The sequence below is a fragment of the Micromonospora sp. MGP-C2 genome, from assembly GCF_057766525.1.
Map to the genome: position 1 here is coordinate 4,390,701 of NZ_JBYMEN010000002.1, position 21,738 is coordinate 4,412,438.

The window sequence follows — 21,738 nt, forward strand, 5'->3', positions numbered from 1 at the left end:
AGGGGCCCGCCGGGCCCCTGAAGGTCACGTCAGGCGTCCAGGCCGCGGAGCACCAGAGGCAGCCGGGTCACGGCACCGTCGACCACCCGGACCGGTACGCCCCAGTCCTGCCGGGTCAGGTGGCACGCCGCGTGTTCGACGTCCGCGTCGCAGGTCGCCGCCTGGGCGGTCACCTGCAACACCCCGGCGGTGACCTCGCCGTTGAGCACCAGCCGACGGGACAGCTCGGTGCCCGTGCCGGCACCGTCCACCAGCAGCTCCGGCGGAGACGCGGAGACCACCAACCGGGTCGACGGCCCGTACGTCTCGTCCAGCTTCTGCCCCGGCGCCGGGGTGAAGACGATGTCCAGGGTGACCTCACCGGCCGCGACGTCGGTCGGCTTACGCTCGGTGCGGTGCCGTGGCCCGTCCACCGTGCTGGCACCCGCCGCCGACAGGGCACCCGGGGCGAGCCGGGTCAACCGGTGCGCGGCGGACTCCACCACCAGCACCTCACCGGCCGGGGTGAGCACCAGGTCGCTCGGCTCCGCCAACCCGTCGGCGACAGTGGAGACCTGGTTGCTGGCCGGGTCGAAGCGGCGCACCGCGCCGTTGTACGTGTCAGCGATCAGCACCGAGCCGTCCGGCAGCGCGCACACGCCCAGCGGGTGCTGGAGCAGCGCCGTCTCCGCCGGACCGTCCACGTGCCCGAAGTCGAACAGGCCCTGCCCGACGGCGGTGCCCAGCACGCCGTTCTCCACGTACCGGATGGCGCTGGTCTCGCTGTCGGCGACCCAGAGCCGGGTGCCGTCGGCCGAGACCGAGAGCCCCGACGGCTGCGCCATCCACGCCTCGGCCAACGGGCCGTCACGCAGCGCCTCGACGGTCGTGCCGGCGTACATGCCCGTGGTCCGCTTGATCGGGTCGAACCACCAGAGCTGGTGGATGCCGGCCATCGCGATGATCAGCTTGTCGTCGTACCAGGCCAGGTCCCACGGGGAGGAAAGGTCGACGGCGAACGCGTCGTGGGCGTGGTCGTCGACCGAGGCGCGCCACTGCCGCCCACTGCCGGCCACTGTGGCCACCTCGCCGGACTCCAGCCGTACGCCGCGCAGCAGGTGGTTGACCGTGTCGGCCACCACCAGGTCGTAGCCGGCGACCTCGGCGACATGCGTGGGCAGCAGGCACACACCCTGCGGCTCGGAGAACGTCGCCGCGGCAGCCGGCCCGTCGGCCCGGCCCCGCTCGCCCGAGCCGATCCGGCGCACCGGCGTCTCGCCGTCCGGGGCAACCTCGACCAGGGAGTGCCGGGCCGAGTCCGAGACCAGCAGGTTGCCGTTCGGCAGCTGCACAGCCTTACCGGGGAAGCGCAGCGCGGTCTCCGGCGCCGGCGGCGGGACGTACGGACCGTCGCCCCGGTGCAGGGTGCCCTTGGCCTCGTGGGTGGCGATCAGCTCGTCGATCAGCCGGGCCAGCCCTTCGGCGTGCCCCTCGCCGGCCATGGTGGCCACCACGTACCCCTCGGGGTCGATCACCGACAGGGTCGGCCAGGCCCGCGCGGCGTACTGCTGCCACATCTCCATCTCAGGATCGTCGAGTACGGGGTGGTGCACCCCGTACCGCTCGACGGCGGCGGCTAGCGCGTCGGCGTCCTTCTCGTGCTCGAACTTCGGCGAGTGCACACCGATCACGACGAGCACGTCGCCGTACTTCTCCTCCAACGGGCGCAGCTCGTCGAGAACGTGCAGGCAGTTGATACAGCAGAACGTCCAGAAATCCGCCAAAACGATCTTGCCGCGAAGGTCGGCAAGCTTGAGATCGCGTCCACCGGTGTTCAGCCAACCCCGGCCGTGCAGCTCTGGAGCCCGTACTCGTGCAGTCGTTCCCATGCTGCCAGCCTGCCACGGCGAGGCTTCTCCGTATCGGTCGTCGTGACCCGGACGACAGTCAACATTTCGATCGGTGGCAGCTCCGCAGTGGTGGCAGCTCAGCAGTGCGGTGCTCGGCGTGTCGAGTTGCTCAGCTGCCAACGATCAACGGGACGAGGCAGGAAAGGCCCAGGTGGTACGACGGCGGCGGGGTCACGGTCGCCCGTGAACCCCGCCGCCGGTCGAGCTACTTCGTGGCCGGTTTGAGGCAGAGCACCCGGTTGGTGCCGTCACCCGGCAGCACCACGTGCGGCTGCGTCGTGTCGGTGCACTTCTCCTTGGCGTCCACCTTCGAGACGATCGTGAAAGCGTCCGTCTCGCCGCAGTTCGCCGCCGTGGCGCCACCCTGACCGGACTGCTTCACGCAGGTGCCGACCGCCGGGTCGAACGACGGACCGTCGTCGCCGCCGAACTTGCCGAGCAGCATCAGCAGGCCCAGCGGCACCGCCAGGATCAACACCGCAGCGATCAGCACCGCGGCCAGCACCCGGCCGTTGCGGACCTTCGGCGTGGGCGGCTCCGCCTTCGGCTCGTCGGCGTCCGGCTTGAACGCGTCGAACCGGCCGTGGTCCGACTGGCCGGCCTCCTGGCCCCAGGACGACGTGGGCTGCTGCGCGGGCGGGAACGACGGCGGGAAGTTTCCGCCCGGCACCGGCTCGGTTGCCGGCCCGGCACCGAAGCTCGACCCGCCGGACCCTGGCCCGCCGAAGTTCGACCCACCGAAGGCCGACGCCCCGTTCACCGCGGCGGCTCCGGAGGCAGGTGACGCGGGACCGCCGAACTGGTCAACCGGTCGTTCGGCACCGGCGTGCGGCCGGGTGCCGTTCATCGGCCGGTTGTTGCCGGGCGTGTCGACGAAGGACGGCACACCGGGCGGGAACGCCGGCGGCGCCGACGGGGCCTCACCGAACGCGTTCGGCGCGGGCTGCCGGTCGTCGAAGCGGGGATCGGCAGCCGACTCGCCGCCCCAGCCTTGACCGGCCTGGCGCTGCGACTCGTTCTGCCACTCCGGTGCGGCCTGGCGCTGGGCGTCGTTCTGCCATTCCGGTGCGGGCTGACGGTGTGAGTCGTTCTGCCATTCCGGTGCGGCCTGGCGGTCGGCTCCCGGGTCGCCCTGGAACGCCTCCGGCTCCGGCTCGTTCTCCGGCTCGGGTCGAGCCGGGCGGCCGTACACCCGGGGTTGTGGTGTCGCCGTGCCGGTCGGCCGGATGGCCTGGTCGGTCGGTGGCATCACCCGGCTGGCCAGCGGCACCGAAGCGCTCGCAGTGGCGCGGGCGGCCGCGCCGTCCGCCGAGTCGCCCTCCGACGCCGGCACGACCGCGCGGCCCGCTCCGGACTCCGGAGAGGTACGCGGGGCAGGCACCATGGCGCCGCCGCTCGCGGGAGCGTCGCCGGCGCGGCCCCAACCGGCCGGCTCCGCCTCGTACTGCCCGGCGGCGTCCGGGGCCTCCCGCTCGGCGTACGCGGGCTGCTCGGGGATCGGGGCGAACTGGGCCTGGGGCGGCGCGTAGTCGGCCGGCGGGGCGGCGGCCAGGCTGGCGCCCGGCACACGCTGCTCCTGTGGGGGCAGCGGCACGGCGTTCGCGGGCGAGATGCCCGGCGCGGGCCCGGGCTGGTAGGCAGGTGCCTCGTCGCCCCGGTCCGCCTCCCAGCCACCGCGGGACTGGGCGGAAGCCTCCGCTTCGGCGCGTCCCCACACCTCACCGGGTGCCCACGGTTCGACCGCCGGGTTGGCCTGTGCGGCGTTGTCCTGGTTGGCGGCCCAGCCGGGCACACCCTCGTTGCTGGGCACACTGACGCTGGCACGGGCGGGCAGACCAGTCTGCTCCGGCGGATTCCACACTGCCGGCTCCGGCCGTTCGGCCGGCTGGTCCTGGGGTGCGAGCACCCAGTCAGGCTGCTGCGGACGGCTCTCGGCCCCGTCCCAGGCAGCCGGCTGCTCGGCCTGGTCCTGCCGCGCGTCGCCGCCGTCATTCCAGGCTGCGGGTTGTGCCTGCTGCTGCGCGGCCCATCCACCGGAGTGGGCCGGGTCGTCCTGGCTGGGCCAGTTCGCCGCCGGTGCCGGCACCTGGGCCGCGCCACGGGCGGCGCCGGGCTGGGCGGCCTGTCCCCACCCGGGGGCGGGCTGCTCGGTCGGTTCGGCAGGTTGGCCCCAGGCCGGCGGCGACTGCTGCTCAGCCGGCGTCCACACCGGCTGGTCGTCGCGCGCGGCGGCGTTGCTGGCGGGCCAACCGCCGTTGCCGGGCGCGTCGTCCTGCTGAGCGCCGCCGGACCAGCCACCGGCCTGCGGCATCTCGGGCTGCTGCGACTCGGCGCCGTGCCAGTCACCGGCGGGCGGGTTGGCCTGCGGCGCCCCACCCCATCCTCCGGCTCGGGCCGGGTCTTCCTGGGCAGGCCAGGCAGCGGTGGCCGGAGGCACCTGCGCGGCGCCTCGCGCGGCCGGCTGGGCCTGCACCCACTCGGGCTGCTCAGCGGCGTTCGGAGTCCAGTTTGGTGCGGGTGCGCTCTGCTCGGCCGGCGTCCAGCCCTGCTGCTGCGCCGCCCAGGGGGCAGGCTGCGCGGGGGCAGGGGTGCCGTCGTTGCCGGGCCAGGTGCCGGGCTGCTGCTGTGGCGGCTCGCTCGTGCCGCCGGCCGCCCAGGCGGGCTGCGCCGGATCGCTGGGCTGCGGGGCAGCGGCGGCACCCCAGGCGGGGGCCGGTGGCTGCTCGGACTGGGTCGCCCATGCTGGCGTCGACGGGTTGGGCCGCGTCGGCGGCGGGGGCGCCCAGCCCAGGTCGGGGCCGGCGGCGTTGTGGCTGTTGTCCGGCTGCGCCGGGCGGTCGCCGTACGGCGCCGGTCCGCCGGCGCCCGGTGACACCTCGTCCGGCTCTTGGCCGGGGCGGTGCGGGCCCTCGGACGTCATGGGTGCGCCTCCTCCATCACATGTCGGCTCGCCGGTGCCGATCGGTCTCCTCGGCATGGCTGCCGGCGTCACCGGCGTACCGCTGTGCCGGCTCCCCGCACGGTATCGGGTGGTGGCACGGCCCGTCCAAGGAGCACCGGTCGTCACTTTGCGTGGCCGGTCGGTGTCGAGCAGCTTCTGTCAGCTCGGCCCCTGCCGGGTCGGCGGGCGGCGACCGAAGCCCACCGTACCGGGCGCTGCGGCAGGGCGGAATCCCGGTGGCCGATGGCCGGAAACGCCGATGGCCCACCCGGCGGACCGGGTGGGCCATCGATCTGGAGGAGGTAGGAATGTCGAGGAGCGTCAGCTCATGTGACGCTGGGCGATGACGAGGATTTCCTCGCGAACCGCCGGCGAGTTCGCCGAGCGCAGCGCGTGCTCGATGGCACGGGCGCGGCGGGTCGCGTCGCGGTGGTTGCGGATTCGCTCGATCATGCTCATTGGTGGGTCCCCCTAGCTATTCGGTTGTCAGCCCCTGATGCGTCTATTTAACCGCAGAACCCGGTCAACTTCCATCGATTATTAGGTGAGCTGAGACACCTGCCTAACAATCAAAGGTCAACAGTCGATCTGGCTGACGTTTCCGTCGTCCAAACGACACGGCCGGTGTGCCGGGTGTTAACCCGTGGCACACCGGCCGTGGCTGGCGTCGTGAACGATCAGGTCCAGGCGAGCAGCGCCGCCTCCGGATCGGTGAGGAAGTCGCCGATGTCGCGCAGGAACTTCGAGCCCAGCTCACCGTCGATGATCCGGTGGTCGAAGCTCAGCCCCAGCGTGGTGACCTGACGCGCCTTGACCTTGCCCTTGTGCACCCAGGGCATCTCCCGCACGGCACCGAAGGCCAGGATCGCGGACTCGCCCGGCGGCAGGATCGGCGTGCCGGTGTCCACTCCGAACACCCCGACGTTGGTGATGGTCAAGGTGCCACCGGACATGTCCGCCGGCGAGGTACGGCCGGACTTGGCCGTCTGCACCAGGCCGTTCAGTGCGTCCGCCAACTCCCGCAGCGAGAGCCGGCCGGCGTCCTTGACGTTCGGCACGATCAGGCCACGCTCGGTGGCCGCCGCGATACCGAGGTTGACGTAGTCCTTGACCACGATCTCGTCACCGGCCCAGGTCGAGTTGACCATCGGGTGACGCTTCACCGCCAGCAGCACGGCCTTCGCCACCAGCAGCAGCGGCGAGACCCGTACGTCGCGCCACTCCCGTCGACCGCGCAGTCGGTCCAGAGCCTTCATCGCCCGGGTCACGTCGACGGTCAGGAACTCCGTCACGTGCGGGGCGGTGAACGCCGAGCGGGACATGTTCTCGGCGGTGAGCTTGCGAACCCCCTTGACCGGGATGCGCTGCTCGCGGTCCGTGCCGAAGCTCGCGGCGTTCGTCGTCACCGACGGGGTCGCGATCGGCTCGGCCACGGCACTGCTCGCCGCCTGCTGCACGTCCTCCCGGGTGATCGAACCCAACGGGCCCGACCCGGTCACCGTGCCGAGGTCGACCCCGAGGTCCTTGGCGAGCTTGCGCACCGGAGGCTTGGCCAGGACCAGCCCGCCGGTCGCCGTCGCGGCCTGCCCGTTACGAGTCGGAGCCGCCACTGGCGCGACCACCGGCTGCGGAGCCGGTGCCGCCGGAGCGGGTGCCGCAGCGGCCTGCGCCGGGACACCGCCCTTGCGCGGGCGACGCTTCGCGGCCGTCGTGCGCGGGCCGTAACCGACCAGCACCGCCGTCCGCCCACCCGGGGCCGCCCCGCCGATCAGGCCGGGCTCGATCATGCCCTCGGCCGGCGCCACCTCCACCGCCGCCAGCGAGGCCGCCGACGGGGTGGGCAGGTCACTGCTGGGCGTGGCCGTGGTCGACGGCGCCTCCAACGCACCGGCACCCGGGTCGGTGTCGATCGCGATGATCGGCGTACCGACCTCGACGGTGGTGCCCTCCGGGTGGTGGATCGCCTGCACCTGGCCGGCCCACTTCGCCGGGATCTCCACCGCCGCCTTGGCGGTCTCGACCTCGACGATCGGCTGGTTCAGCTCGATGGTGTCGCCGACCTTGACCAGCCAGGCCAGGATCTCGCCCTCGGTCAGCCCCTCGCCCAGGTCGGGCAGGTTGAACGTCTTGATCCGGGACATGTCGATCACCAGCCGAAGGTGCGGTCGACGGCGTCGAGCACCCGGTCGAGGTCGGGCAGGTATTCCTCTTCCACCCGGGAGGCCGGGTAGGGGGTGTCGAAGCCGGTCACCCGCAGCACGGGCGACTCCAGGGAGTAGAAGCACTCCTCGGTGATCCGGGCCGCCAACTCGGCGCCGAGACCGATGTTGGACGGTGCCTCGTGCACCACGACCGCGCGGCCAGTGCGCTTCACCGACTCGTACGCGGCGCCCAGGTCCAGCGGGGAGAGCGAGCGCAGGTCGATGACCTCCAGCTCCCGGCCGTCCTCCGCGGCGGCGGTCGCCGCCTCCAGGCAGGTCCGCACCATCGGCCCGTAGGCCAGCACCGTGACGTCGGTGCCGGGCCGCACGACCCGGGCCGAGTGCAGGGGGTACGCCTCGGACAGCGGCGCGTCCAGGTCGACCTGACCCTTCTCCCAGTAGCGCCGCTTGGGCTCCAGGAAGACGATCGGGTCATCCGAGGCGATGGCCTGCTGGATCATCACGTACGCGTCCTGCGGGTTGGAGCAGGTCACGACCTTCAGACCGGCGGTGTGCGCGAAGTACGCCTCCGGCGACTCGGAGTGGTGCTCGACGGCGCCGATGCCACCGCCGAACGGAATCCGGATCACCATGGGGATGCTGAGCTTGCCGCCCGAGCGGTAGTGCATCTTCGCCACCTGCGACACGATCTGGTCGTACGCGGGGTAGACGAAACCGTCGAACTGGATCTCGCAGACCGGCCGGTAGCCGCGGATGGCCAGACCGACCGCCGTGCCGATGATGCCGGACTCGGCCAGCGGGGTGTCGATGACCCGTTGGTCGCCGAAGTCCTTCTGGAGCCCGTCGGTGATCCGGAAGACGCCGCCGAGCTTGCCGACGTCCTCGCCCATGATGATGACCTTGGGGTCGGTCTCCAGGGCGCGGCGCAGGCCGGTGTTGAGGGCCTTGCCGAGGGTGAGCGTCTCCGTGGCCATCAGTGGGCGCTCCCTTCGAAGGACTCCATGTAGCGGTTGAACTTCGCGCGCTGCTCGTCGAGCAGCGGAGAGCCGTTGGGGTAGACGTGGTCGAACATCGTCACCGGCTCCGGGTTGGGCATGTTGAGCACCCGCTCGCGCAGGTGCACCGACTCGCGGCGGGCCTGCTCGTCGACCTCGGCGAAGAAGGTCGCGTCGGCGATCTGCTGCTTCTCCAGGAAGGCCTTGACCCGGGTGATCGGGTCCTTGGCCTGCCACGACTCGACCTCGCTGGCGATCCGGTAGCGGGTCGGGTCGTCGGAGGTGGTGTGCGCGCCCATCCGGTAGGTGTACGCCTCGATCAGGCTCGGGCCCTGCCCGTGCCGGGCGTTGTCCAGCGCCGTGCGGGTCACCGCGTACGAGGCCAGCACGTCGTTGCCGTCCACCCGTACGCCGGGGAAGCCGAAGCCGGCGGCCCGCTGGTAGAGCGGGACCCGGGTCTGGCGCTCCAGCGGCTCGGAGATCGCGTACTGGTTGTTCTGGCAGAAGAAGACCAGCGGCGCATTGAAGACACTGGCCCAGACGAACGCCTCGTTCACGTCGCCCTGGCTGGTGGCCCCGTCGCCGAAGTAGGCGATCGCGGCCTCGCCGTCGTCGTTGCCGATCTTGCCGTCCATGGTGATGCCCATGGCGTAGCCGGTGGCGTGCAGGGTCTGCGCACCGATGACGATCGTGTACATGTTGAACTTGAACTCGTTCGGGTCCCAGCCGCCCTGGTCGACACCGCGGAACAGGCCCAGCGGCATGATCGGGTCGATGCCCCGGCAGTAGAGGACGCCGTGCTCCCGGTAGGTCGGGAAAGCCATGTCCTGCGATCGCAGCGCCCGCCCGGAGCCGACCTGGGCGGCCTCCTGGCCGAGCAGGCTGGCCCAGAGGCCCAGCTCGCCCTGGCGCTGGAGGGCGGTCGCCTCGGCGTCCAGCTTGCGGACCATCACCAGATCGCGGTAGAGCCCGCGGTATTCCTCGTCGGTGAAGTCCACGCGGTACTCGGTGCCGTCCGGCCCGGTGGCGCTGTCGATGCGCTCGCCGTCGGGGGTGAGCAGCTGCACCAGCTCCGGATTACCGGCCGCGCCCTTCTTGGAGCGGGGTGCAGGCCGCCTGCTGCGGGTGGTGCCCCCGGGGTCGCCCTTTGCCATCGGTCTCTCCCTGTCGTGTCTGCGTCGGCACCGGGGGGTCACCCGGCCGCGCAACTCGTGCGCCTGCCCGGCTGCTGCCGGGCCGGTTCCTGGCGGCCGCGCCTAGCCCCGGTGGGGGTTGCCGCACGGCGTGATCCGGGTTCTGGCCGAACCCGGATCGGGAGTGCCGGCGCTCAACCGCGCCTGCCGCGAGGGTGCGCGGAGGTCACGGCTGCGTTGCCGTCGTGCTCCATATTCGCAGAGCAGGTGAGCGCGCCCACAGTACGCCTGCCCCGCATTCCGACCGCCCACGCTTTGCCATCGTTTGTCGCCATCATGCTGGCCTGCGTTTCGAGGGCGATCCGGCGATGATTCGTCACCGTTCGGTCAGCACCGCGTGTCGACACGCGGTGGAGGTTGGACGACGGAGCGTCACTACGTAAGGCTGATTACCGCAGGATCGCGCCTATCGAGTTATTTGCCGGCTTCAGCGCCGGCGGCGTCCATCCATGTCCTCCGACGGCCGACGACAAGGGGTGTGCGGTGCACGAGCCAGGTGATGGTCCCGGCACACCAGCCCTCGGCCGGCACCGGTCCGCGGGCGGTTACCGCAGGGTGGTCGGCGTGCACCGTGCTCCCGGCGCGGGCGGCCCCACCCGGGGTTACCTGCTCACCGTCGCGCTGCTGGCCGGCACCGCGTCGATGCCGATCCTCGCCGCGATCAGCGCCGGCTCGGCCACCCCGGGCAGCACCGCGCTGCCGGACAGCAGCATCCCGTTCATCCCGACCCCGTCGGTCGGGCCGGTGCTGATTCCGCTGCCGATGACCAGCCAGCCGTCAGTCCCACCGCCCGGCTCACCCAGCGTCGGCCCCACCAGCGGCTGGCTGCCCGCCGCTCCCCGGCGTACCCGGGAAGGGCCTGGGTCGGGGCCCACAGTGGCCGACCGAGGGCCCGCCCCGCGGGCGCCGCACCCGCCGGTGGCGCCGAAGCCGCCCCGGGGCACCTCACCGGCCGTCCCCCCGTCGTCGCCGACCGGTTCGCCGACCGACCCCGGGCCGACCGACCCGGACCCGACCGACTCGCCGGGCCCCGATCCGACGCCGAGCCCCAGCCCGACTCCGACTCCGACCCCGACGTTGACGCTGGATCCGTCGCCCACGCTGGAGCCAACCTCCACGCTGGAGCCAACCTCCACGCTGGAGCCAACCTCCACGCCGACAGACGCCTCGACCGCCACCGCCGTCCCGACCTGCACCCGGTCGGTGCCGGCCACCAGGCCCGCGCCGCCCGCCACCCCCGCCGTGCCGACCAGCCGGCCCAGCCCGTCGGTCCCGTCGTCTCCGACCGATCTCCCGACGTTCGCGGCCGGCCTGGCATCGCTGGCCGGACCGACGCACTTGACGGTGTCCCCGGCGGTACGGTGACGAACAGGCGCGGCCCATCCGGTGCCGGCGGTGTTCGGCGGTAGGCGCATACCGGAGGGGGTGACGTGGGCGGCGGTACCGAACTCCGCCCGGTCACCAGCCGACCCGGCCCGGGGCGGCGGATCGCCCGGCTGGTCACCGAGGTGACCGCACCGGCCGTGCTCGTGTCGTTGCTGATCATCACGGTGAGCTGGCACAGCGCGCGCCGTCCGGGTCAGGGCCTCGTCTGGGGTCTGCTCGCCACGATCTTCGTCACCGGCATCCCGTTCGCCTACATCGTCGGCGGCGTACGCCGTGGCCGGCTCACCGACCACCACATCGGCCGTCGGGAGCAGCGCCGGGTGCCACTGCTGGTCGGCCTGGGTTCGGTCGCGGGAGGGCTCGCCCTGCTCGCCGTGCTCGGCGCGCCCCGCCCGTTGCTGGCGCTGGCGGTGGCCGGGCTTGTCGGCCTCGTGGTCGCCGTGTCCGTCAGCCACTGGTGGAAGATGTCGATCCACTCGGCGGTGTCCGCCGGCACCCTGGTCATCCTGACCCTGACGTTCGGGACGCGCGTGCTCGCCGCCGCCCCGCTGCTGGCGTTGGTGGGCTGGTCCAGGGTGCGACTGAGGGACCACACGGTGCCGCAGGTGCTCGCCGGTGGTGTGCTCGGCGCGCTGATCGCCGCGGCGGTCTTCGGCCCACTGCGCTGAGACCCGCCGCAGACGCCAGCCGGGCCGAGGCGGGCGGCGCTGTGCCGCCCGGCCTCGGGTGTCGTCAGGCCCCGTCGTCGGCCAGGCGGTGCCGGTTCGCCTCGATCCAGGCGTCCAGGGCGGCCGGGTCGTCCGGGTCCACACCGTCGGCCATCAGCTGTGCCACCGCGGCGGTGGCGGCGCTGCGTCGTTCACCAGTGGAGTACAGGCGAGCGAACTCCGGCACCATCTCCTCGATCGCCTCGTCGGTGCGCGTGGTCGCCGCCTCGGGCAGACCGCGCTGCCGGGACGCGTACCGCGCCCAGGCACGCAGCACCCGGGGCAACATCGCGGCGTCGTCCATGTCCAGCACGGCCCGGCGGTGCACCCAGTCGAGCAGGAAGAGCCCGGACACCGCCGGGCTCCAGCGCATCGGGTCGGCGTCCGGGAAGGTCGCCGAGTGGTCCAGCAGCAGGCTCAGGCAGAAGTGCAGCGAGGCCAGCTCCGGGCCGTCGACGGAATCCAGCCCGAAGCGGGTGGCCTCCGGCGCGGCGAGGAACCGCCGGACCAGGTCGGTGCGCTCGGCGGCGGAGAGTGGCTCGACCTCCGCCGGGCCGGTCGGGTCGGCCGCGGTGGGCAGCAGCGCCAGCCGGGCACCGACCAGCGCCCGGTCGGTGGCGAGGGAACCCTCGCCGGGCAACTCGCTCAGCTCGTCGGTCACCGCGAGATGGCGGGCCACCTCGCCACGGAGCTGGGCCGGATTCTCGGTGCGGAACCAGGTCAGCTCGTCGTCCGCGCACATCTGGCGGACCTGGTCCAGGATCCGTTCCGCCGGCCCGCCGACGAAGATGTCCTTGGTGATCCCGATGTTGTGGTCCACCAGGGCCACCAGCGCGTGCTCCGAGCCGCCGGACGCGTCGTCGTAGGCGAAGGTGGCGAGGTAGGACGTCTGGTCGCCGTAGACGTCGCCGTACGCCCACGTGCCGGTGAGGTGCACCCGGCCGAGCTGACCGGCCCAGGTGGGCGCCTGGCTGCCCGGACGCACCCGATCGGTGCCCTCGGCGTCCGGGACGAGCGTGGCGAAGACCTGCCGGATGGTGGTCGCGGCCGCGACCCGGCGACGGGCGGTGGCGGCGAGAAACCCGGTGACGAACTCCCGTACGGCGGTGTCGCGGTCGGTCTCCGCGATCGCGTAGACACTGCCCAGCAGCGCGCTGCCGAGCATCTCGGCGTCGAGGGCGGACTCCAGCTTGGTCACGTCGCGTGCGGCGTGCAGCACCGCGTCGTAGGGGGTCTGAGGCGTGGCCATGCTCCGACCCTACGCCGCCCGGGGCGTACACAGAGCGGTAGCGAGCCGTGCGGAGCGTCAGCGGCGGGCGGCGTCCCTCAGCGCGTCGCGTGCCTGCGCGTACGAGCCGAGCACGACCCGCACGGGTGTGAGCACGTACTCCTCGCCCACCCGGGCCACCTTCGCGGTCAGCCGTTGCTCGGCGCGGGCCCGGGCACGCCGCGCGGCCCAGCGCACCACGGGTCGGGTCAGCGCCGCCAGCAGCAGCCCGGCCAGCAGCCCGCCGAGCAGCAGCAGGGTCGGCAGTGGCACCTGCCCGACCATCGGGTTGTCCAGCGCGGGCAGGCCGAGTGCCCGCAGCGCGTAGCCGAGCACCAGCCAGCCCAGACCGACCACGGCGGCCAGGGTGACCAGCCACTGCAAACCGCCGACGACCCGCCACCACAGCGGTCGACGGCCGAGGCCGAGGTCGGTGCCGGCGATCGTGCGGTCCAGCGCGTCCGGCAGGTCGCCGAGGCGGGACCGGGCGGCGGCGGTGACCGCGCCGGGCCAGGCGGCGGGCAGGTCGGCGGCGGCCCGGTCGGCCACCGCGCGGATCGCCAGACCCAGTGCGGAGCGTTGGGCGGCCGTCGGATCCGGCACGGAGGTGGCCGCGACCAGGCTCTCCGCCGCGTCGGCCCCCGCGTCGGCCGGGCCGGGCAGGTGCAGCCGGCGCAGCGGGTCGGGTCGCAACCGGCGCCAGCCCCGGACCAGGGGCCAACCGGTGGCCGCGACGGCCCGGTGCCGGTACGCCTGCTGCACCGCCTCGGTCACCGCGGGCACGCCGGCAGCTCCGGCCAGCGCCCGGTTCAAGCCGTCGACTGTCGAGTCGTCCGGCCCACCGGCCGGTCTGGCCGAGCCGACCAGCTCGTCCAGCCCGGCGACGACCGTGTCGACGTCACCGGCGAGCCGGCGCAGCGCGGCCTGCCGCTCGGCGACGGTCCGCTCCAGGGCACCGCGCAGCCCGACCATCCCGGCCGGGTCGATGGCGGTGGTGGACAGCAGGGGCACACCGGTCAGCCCGTCCGTGTCGAGCAGTCGGCGCAGGTCGTCCAGGACCCGGGGCACCTCCGCCGGGGGCAGCCGGTCGGCCTGGTTGAGCACGACCAGTGTGACGTCGCGGTGCCGGTGAAACTCGCGCAGGTAGCTGTCGTGGATGACCCGGTCGGCGTACTTCTGTGGGTCGACCACCCAGACCACCTGGTCGACCAGGCCGAGCAGTCGGTCCACCTCGAGCCGGTGGGACCGCTGGACCGAGTCGAAGTCGGGCAGGTCGAGCAGGATCAGCCCGTGCAGCGCCGTCTCGTCGTCCGCGTCCAGGGCGCTCTCCCGGACGAAACGGTGTCGGGGCAGCACGCCGATCCAGTCGAGCAGCCGGTTGGCGCCCTCCAGTGGGCCCCACACGCAGGCGTGGGTGACGCCGGTGGTCGGCCGACGGACCCCGACCGGCGACAGCTCCAGCTGGGCCAGCGCGTTGAAGAGGCTGGACTTGCCGCTGCCCGTGGCACCGGCCAGGGCGACCACGGTGTGGTCCCGGGAGAGCGCGAGTCGGGTGCCGGCCCGCTCGACCAGGGTGTGCGCGGGCACCAGCTCCGCGTCCGGCAGCAGGCCGTCGACAGCGGTCAGGAACCGGCGTACCGCGTCCAGTCGGGCGATCAGCACGTCCGCGTCGACCCGCTGGTCTCCGCGGAACGCCTCGCGTACCCGGCCGGTGATGTTCGTCACCGGAAACCCTCCTCGTCGGCGGCCGGCTGAGTGTTGCCGGCGGCGGACAGACCGCTGCGGTGCCGGGCCAGCTCGACCCGGCCCGCGGCCCGGCGCAGGCCGTCGCCGGCGTCCGCGGCGGGGCGGGCGTCCGCGGTGCGGCTCAGGAACCGGTCGGCCTCCGCGTCGAGCAGCGTCCGCACCCGCTTCAGCAGGTCGGTGCGGGCCTTGGCGGCGAGGGTACGCACCGCCTGGTCGCCGAAGATCGCCTGGAGTACGGCCTGCGCGGCGACGGTGGTGCCGGCCCCGGTGGCCAGCTCCAGCCCGGTCGGGATGAACGCGGTGGAGGCGAACACGGCGATCATCACGGCCAGCCCGGTGGCGTTGACGGCGTACGCGGCGGTGCGGGCCACGAACCGCTTGTCCCCGCCCTCGACCCGGACCAGCTCCAGCACCCCGCGCTGCCAGTCCCGGACCATCCGTTCGGCGCGTTCGGGCAGGTCGGCGCTCGGGTGGGCGAGCGCCGGTTCGAGCAGGTCGGCGCCCGCAGGGTGTGCCCTCCACCCGGTGTACGCGGATTCGGCGGCCTCCGAGGCCACCCCGCGCAGCAGCGTCACCAGCTGCGACTCGATGGCGTTGCGGAGTTCGACGGAGGGCGCCGGCCGGCCGGTGACGGCGGCCACCACCCGGTCCCGCAGGCGGCCGATCCGTGCCTCCAGGGTGCGGAACAGCTCGCCGGTGCCGACGAACTCCTGCCAGCGCGCGAGCACCTCGCCCCGGAGCAGCCGACCGTCCTGGAGCCCCTGCTCGACGGTGCGCTCGGCACCCCGGTACGCGGCCCGGACCCGTTCGTCCAGCCCGTCGGCGGCTGCGAGCTGTTCGTCGGCGGCGTCGGCCAGCTCCTCGACGGCGGGGTGCAGGGCGGCCAGCGCCCCGTCCAGCGTCTGACGGACCACCGCCGCCCGGGCGTCCGCGTCGCCGGCCAGCCGGGCGAACCAGTCGGCCAGCGATGCGGTGACCCCCTCGGGCAGCAACCCCTGCCCGTCGACCCAGGTCTCCGGCAGCACGAACAGCGGCGCCCGGCCGAGGTCCTGTTCGGCGAGCATCTCGCTCAGGTGCGCGGCGATCTCCTCGGTGGCCTCGGCGGGCACCCGGTCCAGCACCATGGCGATCACCGCGCCTCGCGACCGGGCGCTGCGCAGCAGCTCCCAGGGCACCGCGTCGGCGTACCGCGCGGCGGTGGTGACGAAGAGCCAGAGATCGGCGGCGGCGAGCAGTTGGGTGGCGAGCGCCCGGTTGGCGTCCACCACCGAGTCGATGTCGGGCGCGTCGAGGAAGGCCAGCCCGGCGGGCAGGGCCGGCGCGGTGACGAGGTGCAGCGCGCGTGGATCTTCGCTCGGCTCGGTGGTGCGGGTCAGCCCGGGCAGCAGGTCACCCTGCCGGAACCAGGCCGCGTCGGACGGGTTGCAGACCAGCACCGGCGAGCGGGTGGTCGGCCGGAGCACGCCGGCGGCGCTGACCCGGGCCTTGACCAGGCTGTTGACCAGGGTCGACTTGCCCGCACCGGTGGAGCCGCCGACCACCACGAGCAGTGGGGCGTCCAGCCGGGCGAGCCGGGGCAGCAGATAGTCGTCGAGCTGGTCGGTGAGGGCGGTGGCGTTGTGCCGGGCGGACCCGGCGGTGGGCAGCGCGAGGGGGTACCGGGTCGCACCGATCGCCTCCCGGAGGCCCGACAGTGCGCCGGGGAGGCTGTTGTCCCCGGTGGTGGCGGGCGGCTCCTCCGCGGCGTCCGGCGGGCCGGTGCGGGATGCGACGGCGGGCGCGCCGGAACGGGTGGCGGAATCGCCGTGCGTCGTCACCGCTAAAGCGTGCCCGACCGATGCAAGAGAAGACAACCGGACGGTAATAACGGGTGGGTTGCGTCAGGTTGACTCAACTCAACTTGACGATTCGCCAACGCGTGGCACTATTGAGTCAAGTTCACTCAACTTGTGGTGGGGCCCGCTGCGGGCGGTGCTCGCCAGGCAGCCGCGGGCAGTGCCCGTCACCTGCACAACCTTACGAAGCGAGGAAGCGAACATGGCACGTGCGGTCGGTATCGACCTCGGCACGACGAACTCCTGCGTCAGCGTTCTCGAGGGCGGTGAGCCCACCGTCATCGCCAACGCTGAGGGGTCGCGGACGACTCCGTCGATCGTCGCGTTCGCCCGCAACGGCGAGGTGCTCGTCGGCGAGGTCGCCAAGCGTCAGGCAGTGACCAACCCGGATCGGACGATCCGGTCGGTCAAGCGCGAGGTCGGCACGAACTGGTCCGTCGACATCGACGGCAAGAAGTACACCCCGCAGGAGATCTCGGCCCGGACGCTGATGAAGCTCAAGCGGGACGCCGAGGCGTACCTGGGCGAGCAGATCACCGACGCGGTGATCACCGTTCCGGCCTACTTCAACGACAGCCAGCGCCAGGCCACCAAGGAGGCCGGTGAGATCGCCGGCTTCAACGTGCTGCGGATCGTCAACGAGCCGACCGCGGCCGCCCTGGCGTACGGGCTGGACAAGGGTTCCAAGGAGCAGACCGTCCTGGTCTTCGACCTCGGCGGCGGCACGTTCGACGTGTCGCTGCTGGAGCTGGCCGAGGGTGTCGTGGAGGTCAAGTCGACCAGCGGCGACAACCAGCTCGGTGGCGACGACTGGGACCAGCGGATCATCGACCACCTGGTCAAGACGTTCCGTGGTGAGCACGGCATCGACCTCGGTCAGGACAAGATGGCCCTCCAGCGCCTCCGTGAGGCTGCCGAGAAGGCCAAGATCGAGCTGTCCGCCGCCACCACCACCAACATCAACCTGCCGTACATCACCGCCGGCGCGGCCGGCCCGCTGCACCTCGACGTGACGCTGAGCCGCGCCGAGTTCCAGCGGATGACGCAGGACCTGCTGGACCGTTGCAAGGGCCCGTTCGAGCAGGCCGTGAAGGACGCCGGGATCAAGATCTCCGACGTCGAGCACGTCATCCTGGTCGGCGGTTCGACCCGGATGCCCGCCGTGACCGACCTGGTCAAGCAGCTCACCGGTCGCGACCCCAACAAGGGCGTCAACCCGGACGAGGTCGTCGCCGTCGGCGCCGCCCTCCAGGCCGGTGTGCTCAAGGGTGAGGTCAAGGACGTCCTGCTGCTCGACGTGACCCCGCTGAGCCTGGGCATCGAGACCAAGGGCGGCATCTTCACCAAGCTGATCGAGCGCAACACCACCATCCCGACCAAGCGCTCCGAGGTCTTCACCACGGCGGACGACAACCAGCCGTCGGTGCTGATCCAGGTCTTCCAGGGTGAACGTGAGATCGCGGCCTACAACAAGAAGCTCGGCACCTTCGAGCTGACCGGCCTCCCGCCGGCGCCGCGCGGCGTCCCGCAGATCGAGGTCGCCTTCGACATCGACGCCAACGGCATCGTCAACGTGCACGCCAAGGACCTGGGCACCGGCAAGGAACAGAAGATGACGATCACCGGCGGCTCCTCGCTGCCGAAGGACGACATCGAGCGGATGCGTCGGGACGCCGAAGAGCACGCGGAGGAGGACAAGCGCCGCCGCGACGACGCCGAGACCCGCAACGTGGCCGAGGCGCTCCAGTGGCAGACCGAGAAGTTCCTCGCCGAGAGCGGCGACAAGCTGCCCACCGAAAACCGGGAGCAGCTCAACGAGGCGCTCGGCGAACTGCGTGGCGCCCTCGGCGGCCAGGACATTGAGAAGATCAAGTCCGCGCACGAGCGGCTGGCGCAGGTCTCCCAGCAGGCCGGTTCGTTGCTCTACTCGCAGCAGGCCGAGCAGGGCCAGCAGCCGGGTGGCGAGCCTGGCCCGGGTGCGACCGGCGCGACCGGCGCGGCCGGTGCGACCGGTGCGACCGGCCCGCAGGCCGGTGGGGCCGACGACGTGGTCGACGCGGAGATCGTGGACGAGGACGGCAAGAAGTGACCACCGGCCTCGGACGCGTACCCACGGCGAAGGGGATGAGGTAGCCGCATGACGCAGAAGCCACGAGCCGCCGACCCGGCCGACACCGGGTCGACGCCGGGTGGCTCCGCGCCCACGGAGCCGACCACCGGCGACAAGGAGCGGGTCGTCATCCGCAACAACCGCAAGCTCATCGACACGTCGGAGCCTGAGGGCACCGCCGCCGACGCCGAGACCGGCGTACCGGCCGAGGGCCTGGTCGAGGACGCCGAGGTGGTGGTCGACGAGATCGAGGTCGAGGTCAACGCCACCGACGGTCCGGAACCATCCGGCCCGGCGGTGGTGGACGCCCCGGCGCAGCCGGTCGACGGCGGCGGCACGGGCACCTCGCTCGGCGCCGAGCTGGAGGCGCTCCGGGCCGAGCTGGACGAGCGCACCAGGGATCTGCAGCGGGTGTCGGCGGAGTACGCCAACTACCGCAAGCGGGTCGACCGGGACCGCAGCCTGGTGCAGGAGCAGGCGACCGGCTCGGTTCTGGCCGCGCTGTTGCCGATCCTGGACGACCTGGACCGGGCCCGGGAACACGGCGACCTGGTCGGGCCGTTCGGCACGGTGGCGGAACAACTCACCACCGCGCTGGGCAAGTTCGGCCTGAACGCCTTCGGCGAGCAGGGCGACCCGTTCGACCCGACCCGGCACGAGGCGGTCGCGCACCAGACCTCGGCCGACGTCAGCGAGCCGACCTGCGTCCAGGTCATGCGGCGTGGCTACCAGCTCGGTGAGCGGCTGCTGCGCCCCGCGCTGGTCGCGGTCGCGGATCCGGAATAGTGCGAGACAGTGACCGAGTCGTCCCGCCCACCGCGCAGCGGTGGGCGGGACGGCCGGGCCGCGAGGGTCGAGAGGGGGTGGACCGGTGAGTTCGAAGGACTGGATCGAGAAGGACTTCTACGCCGTGCTCGGCGTGGACAAGGCCGCCTCCGCGGATGACATCAAGAAGGCGTACCGCAAGGTGGCCCGGGAGTCGCACCCGGACCACAACCCGGGCGACCCGAAGGCCGAGGAGCGGTTCAAGGCCGCGTCCGAGGCCTACAACGTCCTGTCGGACACGGGTCGCCGTCGCGAGTACGACGAGATGCGCTCGCTGTTCGGCTCGGGGGCGTTCCGGCGCAGCGCCCGGGGCGGAGGCCAGCCGGGCGGCATGCCGTTCGACGTCTCCGACATGTTCGGCGGCGGTGGAGGCGGCGACCGTCGCTTCGGCGGAGCCGGCTTCCAGGACCTGTTCAGTTCGATCTTCACCGGTGGGCAGGCCGGTGGGCAGGCCGCTCCGCGCGGTCCGGCCCGTGGTCGGGACGTCGAGACCGAGGTGGCACTGGACTTCGGTGACGCCGTACGCGGGGTGACGCTGCCCCTGACGCTGCGCGCCCCCGGAGTCTGCGAGACCTGCCACGGCAACGGGGCCAAGCCCGGCACCCAGCCGCGTACCTGCACGGTCTGCCACGGCGCCGGGGTGACCACCCGCGACCAGGGTGCGTTCAGCTTCTCCGAGCCGTGCCGCAACTGCCAGGGCGTCGGCACCGTGGTCGAGGAGAAGTGCCCGGAGTGCCAGGGCAGCGGCGGGGTCACCAAGACCCGCACCATGAACGTGCGGTTCCCGGCCGGGGTGGCCGACGGTCAGCGCATCCGGCTGGCCGGGCGCGGTGAGCCAGGCGAGCGCGGCGGCCCCGCTGGTGACCTCTTCGTGCAGGTCAAGGTTCGACCGGACGAGCTGTTCGGGCGTACCGGTGACGATCTGACGCTGTCCGTGCCGGTCACCTTCGCGGAGGCCGTGCTCGGCACGGACCTGCGGGTGCCCACGCTCGACGGCGCGGTGACCCTGCGGGTTCCGCCGGGGACGCCGAGCGGGCGGGTGCTGCGGGCCCGCGGCAAGGGTGTGGTCCGCCGCGACGGGCAGGCCGGTGACCTGCTGGTCACGTTGGACGTGGTGGTCCCGGCCCGACTGTCGGACGAGGCGCGCACGGCACTGGAGGCGTTCGCCGAGCAGAGCCCGCCGGCGGCCCGGGAACATCTCGACGCTCGGGTGCGTCGGGTCAGTTAGTCCGATGGAGTGGACGCGGAGGTGAGCGGCATGTCGGGCGAGTTCCTCGGTTCGGGTGACCCTGCCTACGAGGCCAAGGTTCTGATGATCTCGGTTGCGGCCCGGATGGCGGGGATGCACCCACAGACCCTGCGCCAGTACGACCGGCTGGGGCTGGTGCAGCCCGGCCGGGCCGCTGGTGGCGGACGTCGGTACAGCGTGCGCGACGTGGTGCTGCTGCGCGAGGTCCAGCGGCTCAGCCAGGACGACGGGATCAACCTGGCCGGCGTCAAGCGGATCATCGGGCTGGAGCGGCTGCTGGAGCAGGCGCAGCAGCGGGTGGCCCGGCTGGAGGCGGAGCTGGACGCCGCGTACCGCCGGGTGGCCGAGCTGGAGTCGCTGGCCCGCTTCCCGGGTCGGGACCTGGTGCCGACCAACCGCACGTCCACCGCGCTGGTCGTCTGGCGACCCCGCCGCATGCCCGATCGCTGACCAACCGCTCACCCGGCGCTGTCTTTCGGCCCGGACCGTACCGGATTTCCCGGCGCGGTCCGGGCCGCTTCGGTTAGCCTGTCAATACGGTCCAATCGGCTTAATACGGACCTACCGGCATGGCGAGGGGGAGCGATGGCGGAGCCGGCGAAGAAGGTTGCCCAGCAGGCGGAAGACCGGTTGGAAGAGCTGGCCGAGACCGTCCGCAAGAAGTTCGACAAGGTGACCGAGGGAACCTACCGGGACCGGGTCGTCGGAGGGCGGTTCGCCGGCCGGGACGACCACGGCGGCGAGAAGGACCGAGCCGAGACGGAACGGCAGCAGGACTGACCGGTGACCGACGTGCGGGCCGGGACCCACGGGGGGTCCCGGCCCGTTCGCGTCGCTGAGTGCGGGCCGGGACGCGGTGACGCCAGGGCGGGGGTCGCAGCCCGTTCGCGTCGCTGAGTGCGGGCCGGGACGCGGTGACGCCAGGGCGGGGGTCCCGGCCCGTTCGCCGTCGTACTGAACCGACCTCAGCCGAGGCGGCGGTTCTCGCGGACCAGGCCGCCCTCGCACCAGTCCCGGTAGACGAAGAGATCCGGTCGGGCGAGCAGCACCCGGCCGTTGTGCGCCCAGATCTTCATCAGCTCGTCGCCCTCACGCTCGGCCTGTTCGACGAGCTTGCGGAAGCGACGCTTCGGGTGGGCGCGGAAGTTCGTCCGGATGCCGTCGGCCGCGTAGATGTAGAGGCAGTGCAACGCGAACCGCCGCGCCGGGCAGGACGGGTCCATCGCCAGCTCGAAGAGCGTCAACACCAGTCGATCGCCGGAGACCAGCAGGTCCCAGTCGGGCGGCATCGAAGCCAACGGCACAGAATCAGGCTGGTACGCCCAAGCTCGCAACTCCGCCGGACTCGGGTCGACGGGGTTGGCGAAGCCGTGGAACGTCGATTCCTGCACGCTCACCGGCCAACCTTCCGCTCTCGCCCGCGTTTGGCTGCG

The 21,738-nt window shown here is 72.6% G+C and carries 17 protein-coding genes; 6 read left to right on the forward strand and 11 right to left on the reverse strand.

From position 1 onward, the window contains the following. Positions 1–29: 29 nt before the first annotated feature. From AC3CF1_RS20130 to AC3CF1_RS20160, 7 genes are all read right to left on the reverse strand, one after another. A complete protein-coding gene (locus tag AC3CF1_RS20130) occupies positions 30–1,868 on the reverse strand; it encodes an NHL domain-containing thioredoxin family protein (protein WP_488451031.1) in 1,839 nt (612 codons plus the stop codon). A 226-nt stretch (positions 1,869–2,094) separates the two neighbouring features. Continuing rightward, positions 2,095–4,809 (reverse strand): DNA polymerase III subunit gamma/tau domain-containing protein, encoded by a 2,715-nt coding sequence (locus AC3CF1_RS20135; RefSeq protein WP_488451032.1) that lies wholly within the window; start codon positions 4,807–4,809, stop codon positions 2,095–2,097. A 342-nt stretch (positions 4,810–5,151) separates the two neighbouring features. Then, positions 5,152–5,289: a hypothetical protein gene (locus AC3CF1_RS20140; protein WP_165435866.1), complete on the reverse strand. Its 138-nt coding sequence runs from the start codon at positions 5,287–5,289 to the stop codon at positions 5,152–5,154. Between the two features lie 218 nt (positions 5,290–5,507). Next, on the reverse strand, positions 5,508–6,980 hold the full coding sequence (locus AC3CF1_RS20145) for a dihydrolipoamide acetyltransferase family protein (RefSeq protein ID WP_488451033.1): 1,473 nt from the start codon (positions 6,978–6,980) through the stop codon (positions 5,508–5,510). Then, positions 6,977–7,966 carry an alpha-ketoacid dehydrogenase subunit beta gene (locus AC3CF1_RS20150; RefSeq protein ID WP_354982150.1) on the reverse strand — a complete coding sequence of 330 codons (990 nt, stop codon included), beginning with the start codon at positions 7,964–7,966 and terminating at the stop codon, positions 6,977–6,979. Before AC3CF1_RS20150 ends, AC3CF1_RS20145 begins: the two co-directional genes overlap by 4 nt. Beyond that, positions 7,966–9,141, reverse strand: coding sequence for a pyruvate dehydrogenase (acetyl-transferring) E1 component subunit alpha (pdhA, locus tag AC3CF1_RS20155; protein ID WP_088950895.1), 1,176 nt, complete (start codon positions 9,139–9,141; stop codon positions 7,966–7,968). The genes AC3CF1_RS20150 and pdhA overlap by 1 nt, the downstream gene beginning before the upstream one ends. 641 nt (positions 9,142–9,782) lie before the next feature. After that, positions 9,783–10,595: a hypothetical protein gene (locus AC3CF1_RS20160; protein WP_488451034.1), complete on the reverse strand. Its 813-nt coding sequence runs from the start codon at positions 10,593–10,595 to the stop codon at positions 9,783–9,785. Between the two features lie 15 nt (positions 10,596–10,610). Here AC3CF1_RS20160 and AC3CF1_RS20165 point away from each other — a divergent pair, with 15 nt between their 5' ends. Next, complete coding sequence (locus AC3CF1_RS20165; RefSeq protein ID WP_354982148.1) at positions 10,611–11,234, forward strand: phosphatase PAP2 family protein; 624 nt, start codon at positions 10,611–10,613, stop codon at positions 11,232–11,234. A 64-nt stretch (positions 11,235–11,298) separates the two neighbouring features. Here the strand turns inward: AC3CF1_RS20165 and AC3CF1_RS20170 are convergent, their stop codons facing one another. Genes AC3CF1_RS20170 through AC3CF1_RS20180 form a run of 3 tightly spaced genes read right to left on the reverse strand, consistent with a single transcriptional unit; the run spans position 11,299 to position 16,103 of the window. After that, positions 11,299–12,522 carry a hypothetical protein gene (locus tag AC3CF1_RS20170; protein WP_088950897.1) on the reverse strand — a complete coding sequence of 408 codons (1,224 nt, stop codon included), beginning with the start codon at positions 12,520–12,522 and terminating at the stop codon, positions 11,299–11,301. 57 nt (positions 12,523–12,579) lie between these two features. Beyond that, positions 12,580–14,265, reverse strand: coding sequence for a GTPase (locus AC3CF1_RS20175; protein ID WP_088950898.1), 1,686 nt, complete (start codon positions 14,263–14,265; stop codon positions 12,580–12,582). Then, the gene (locus AC3CF1_RS20180; protein ID WP_488451035.1) at positions 14,262–16,103 is read right to left on the reverse strand and encodes an ABC transporter; all 1,842 of its coding nucleotides are present in this window, start codon (positions 16,101–16,103) and stop codon (positions 14,262–14,264) included. The genes AC3CF1_RS20175 and AC3CF1_RS20180 overlap by 4 nt, the downstream gene beginning before the upstream one ends. A gap of 220 nt (positions 16,104–16,323) precedes the next feature. Between AC3CF1_RS20180 and dnaK the strand changes: the two genes are divergently transcribed. The 5 genes from dnaK to AC3CF1_RS20205 all read left to right on the forward strand — a co-directional run bounded on the left by dnaK (position 16,324) and on the right by AC3CF1_RS20205 (position 21,085). After that, positions 16,324–18,210, forward strand: coding sequence for a molecular chaperone DnaK (gene dnaK, locus AC3CF1_RS20185; RefSeq protein WP_354982146.1), 1,887 nt, complete (start codon positions 16,324–16,326; stop codon positions 18,208–18,210). Between the two features lie 48 nt (positions 18,211–18,258). Then, on the forward strand, positions 18,259–19,017 hold the full coding sequence (gene grpE / locus AC3CF1_RS20190) for a nucleotide exchange factor GrpE (RefSeq protein ID WP_088950901.1): 759 nt from the start codon (positions 18,259–18,261) through the stop codon (positions 19,015–19,017). 85 nt (positions 19,018–19,102) lie between these two features. Continuing rightward, positions 19,103–20,284: a molecular chaperone DnaJ gene (gene dnaJ / locus AC3CF1_RS20195; protein ID WP_141912090.1), complete on the forward strand. Its 1,182-nt coding sequence runs from the start codon at positions 19,103–19,105 to the stop codon at positions 20,282–20,284. A gap of 30 nt (positions 20,285–20,314) precedes the next feature. After that, positions 20,315–20,755, forward strand: a complete 441-nt coding sequence (locus AC3CF1_RS20200; protein WP_088952117.1) for a heat shock protein transcriptional repressor HspR — start codon at positions 20,315–20,317, stop codon at positions 20,753–20,755. Positions 20,756–20,890: 135 nt separating this feature from the next. Next, positions 20,891–21,085, forward strand: a complete 195-nt coding sequence (locus AC3CF1_RS20205) for a hypothetical protein (protein ID WP_088950903.1) — start codon at positions 20,891–20,893, stop codon at positions 21,083–21,085. A gap of 185 nt (positions 21,086–21,270) precedes the next feature. Here the strand turns inward: AC3CF1_RS20205 and AC3CF1_RS20210 are convergent, their stop codons facing one another. After that, a complete protein-coding gene (locus AC3CF1_RS20210; RefSeq protein ID WP_088950904.1) occupies positions 21,271–21,702 on the reverse strand; it encodes a hypothetical protein in 432 nt (143 codons plus the stop codon). Positions 21,703–21,738 lie beyond the last annotated feature (36 nt).

Coding starts and splice junctions, on each gene's coding strand:
- AC3CF1_RS20130 (WP_488451031.1), bottom strand. CDS start 1,868: ATGGGAACGACTGCACGAGTACGGGCTCCAGAGCTGCACGGCCGGGGT.
- AC3CF1_RS20135 (WP_488451032.1), bottom strand. CDS start 4,809: ATGACGTCCGAGGGCCCGCACCGCCCCGGCCAAGAGCCGGACGAGGTG.
- AC3CF1_RS20140 (WP_165435866.1), bottom strand. CDS start 5,289: ATGAGCATGATCGAGCGAATCCGCAACCACCGCGACGCGACCCGCCGC.
- AC3CF1_RS20150 (WP_354982150.1), bottom strand. CDS start 7,966: ATGGCCACGGAGACGCTCACCCTCGGCAAGGCCCTCAACACCGGCCTG.
- pdhA (WP_088950895.1), bottom strand. CDS start 9,141: ATGGCAAAGGGCGACCCCGGGGGCACCACCCGCAGCAGGCGGCCTGCA.
- AC3CF1_RS20160 (WP_488451034.1), bottom strand. CDS start 10,595: ATGCGCCTACCGCCGAACACCGCCGGCACCGGATGGGCCGCGCCTGTT.
- AC3CF1_RS20170 (WP_088950897.1), bottom strand. CDS start 12,522: ATGGCCACGCCTCAGACCCCCTACGACGCGGTGCTGCACGCCGCACGC.
- dnaK (WP_354982146.1), top strand. CDS start 16,324: ATGGCACGTGCGGTCGGTATCGACCTCGGCACGACGAACTCCTGCGTC.
- grpE (WP_088950901.1), top strand. CDS start 18,259: ATGACGCAGAAGCCACGAGCCGCCGACCCGGCCGACACCGGGTCGACG.
- AC3CF1_RS20200 (WP_088952117.1), top strand. CDS start 20,315: ATGTCGGGCGAGTTCCTCGGTTCGGGTGACCCTGCCTACGAGGCCAAG.
- AC3CF1_RS20205 (WP_088950903.1), top strand. CDS start 20,891: ATGGCGGAGCCGGCGAAGAAGGTTGCCCAGCAGGCGGAAGACCGGTTG.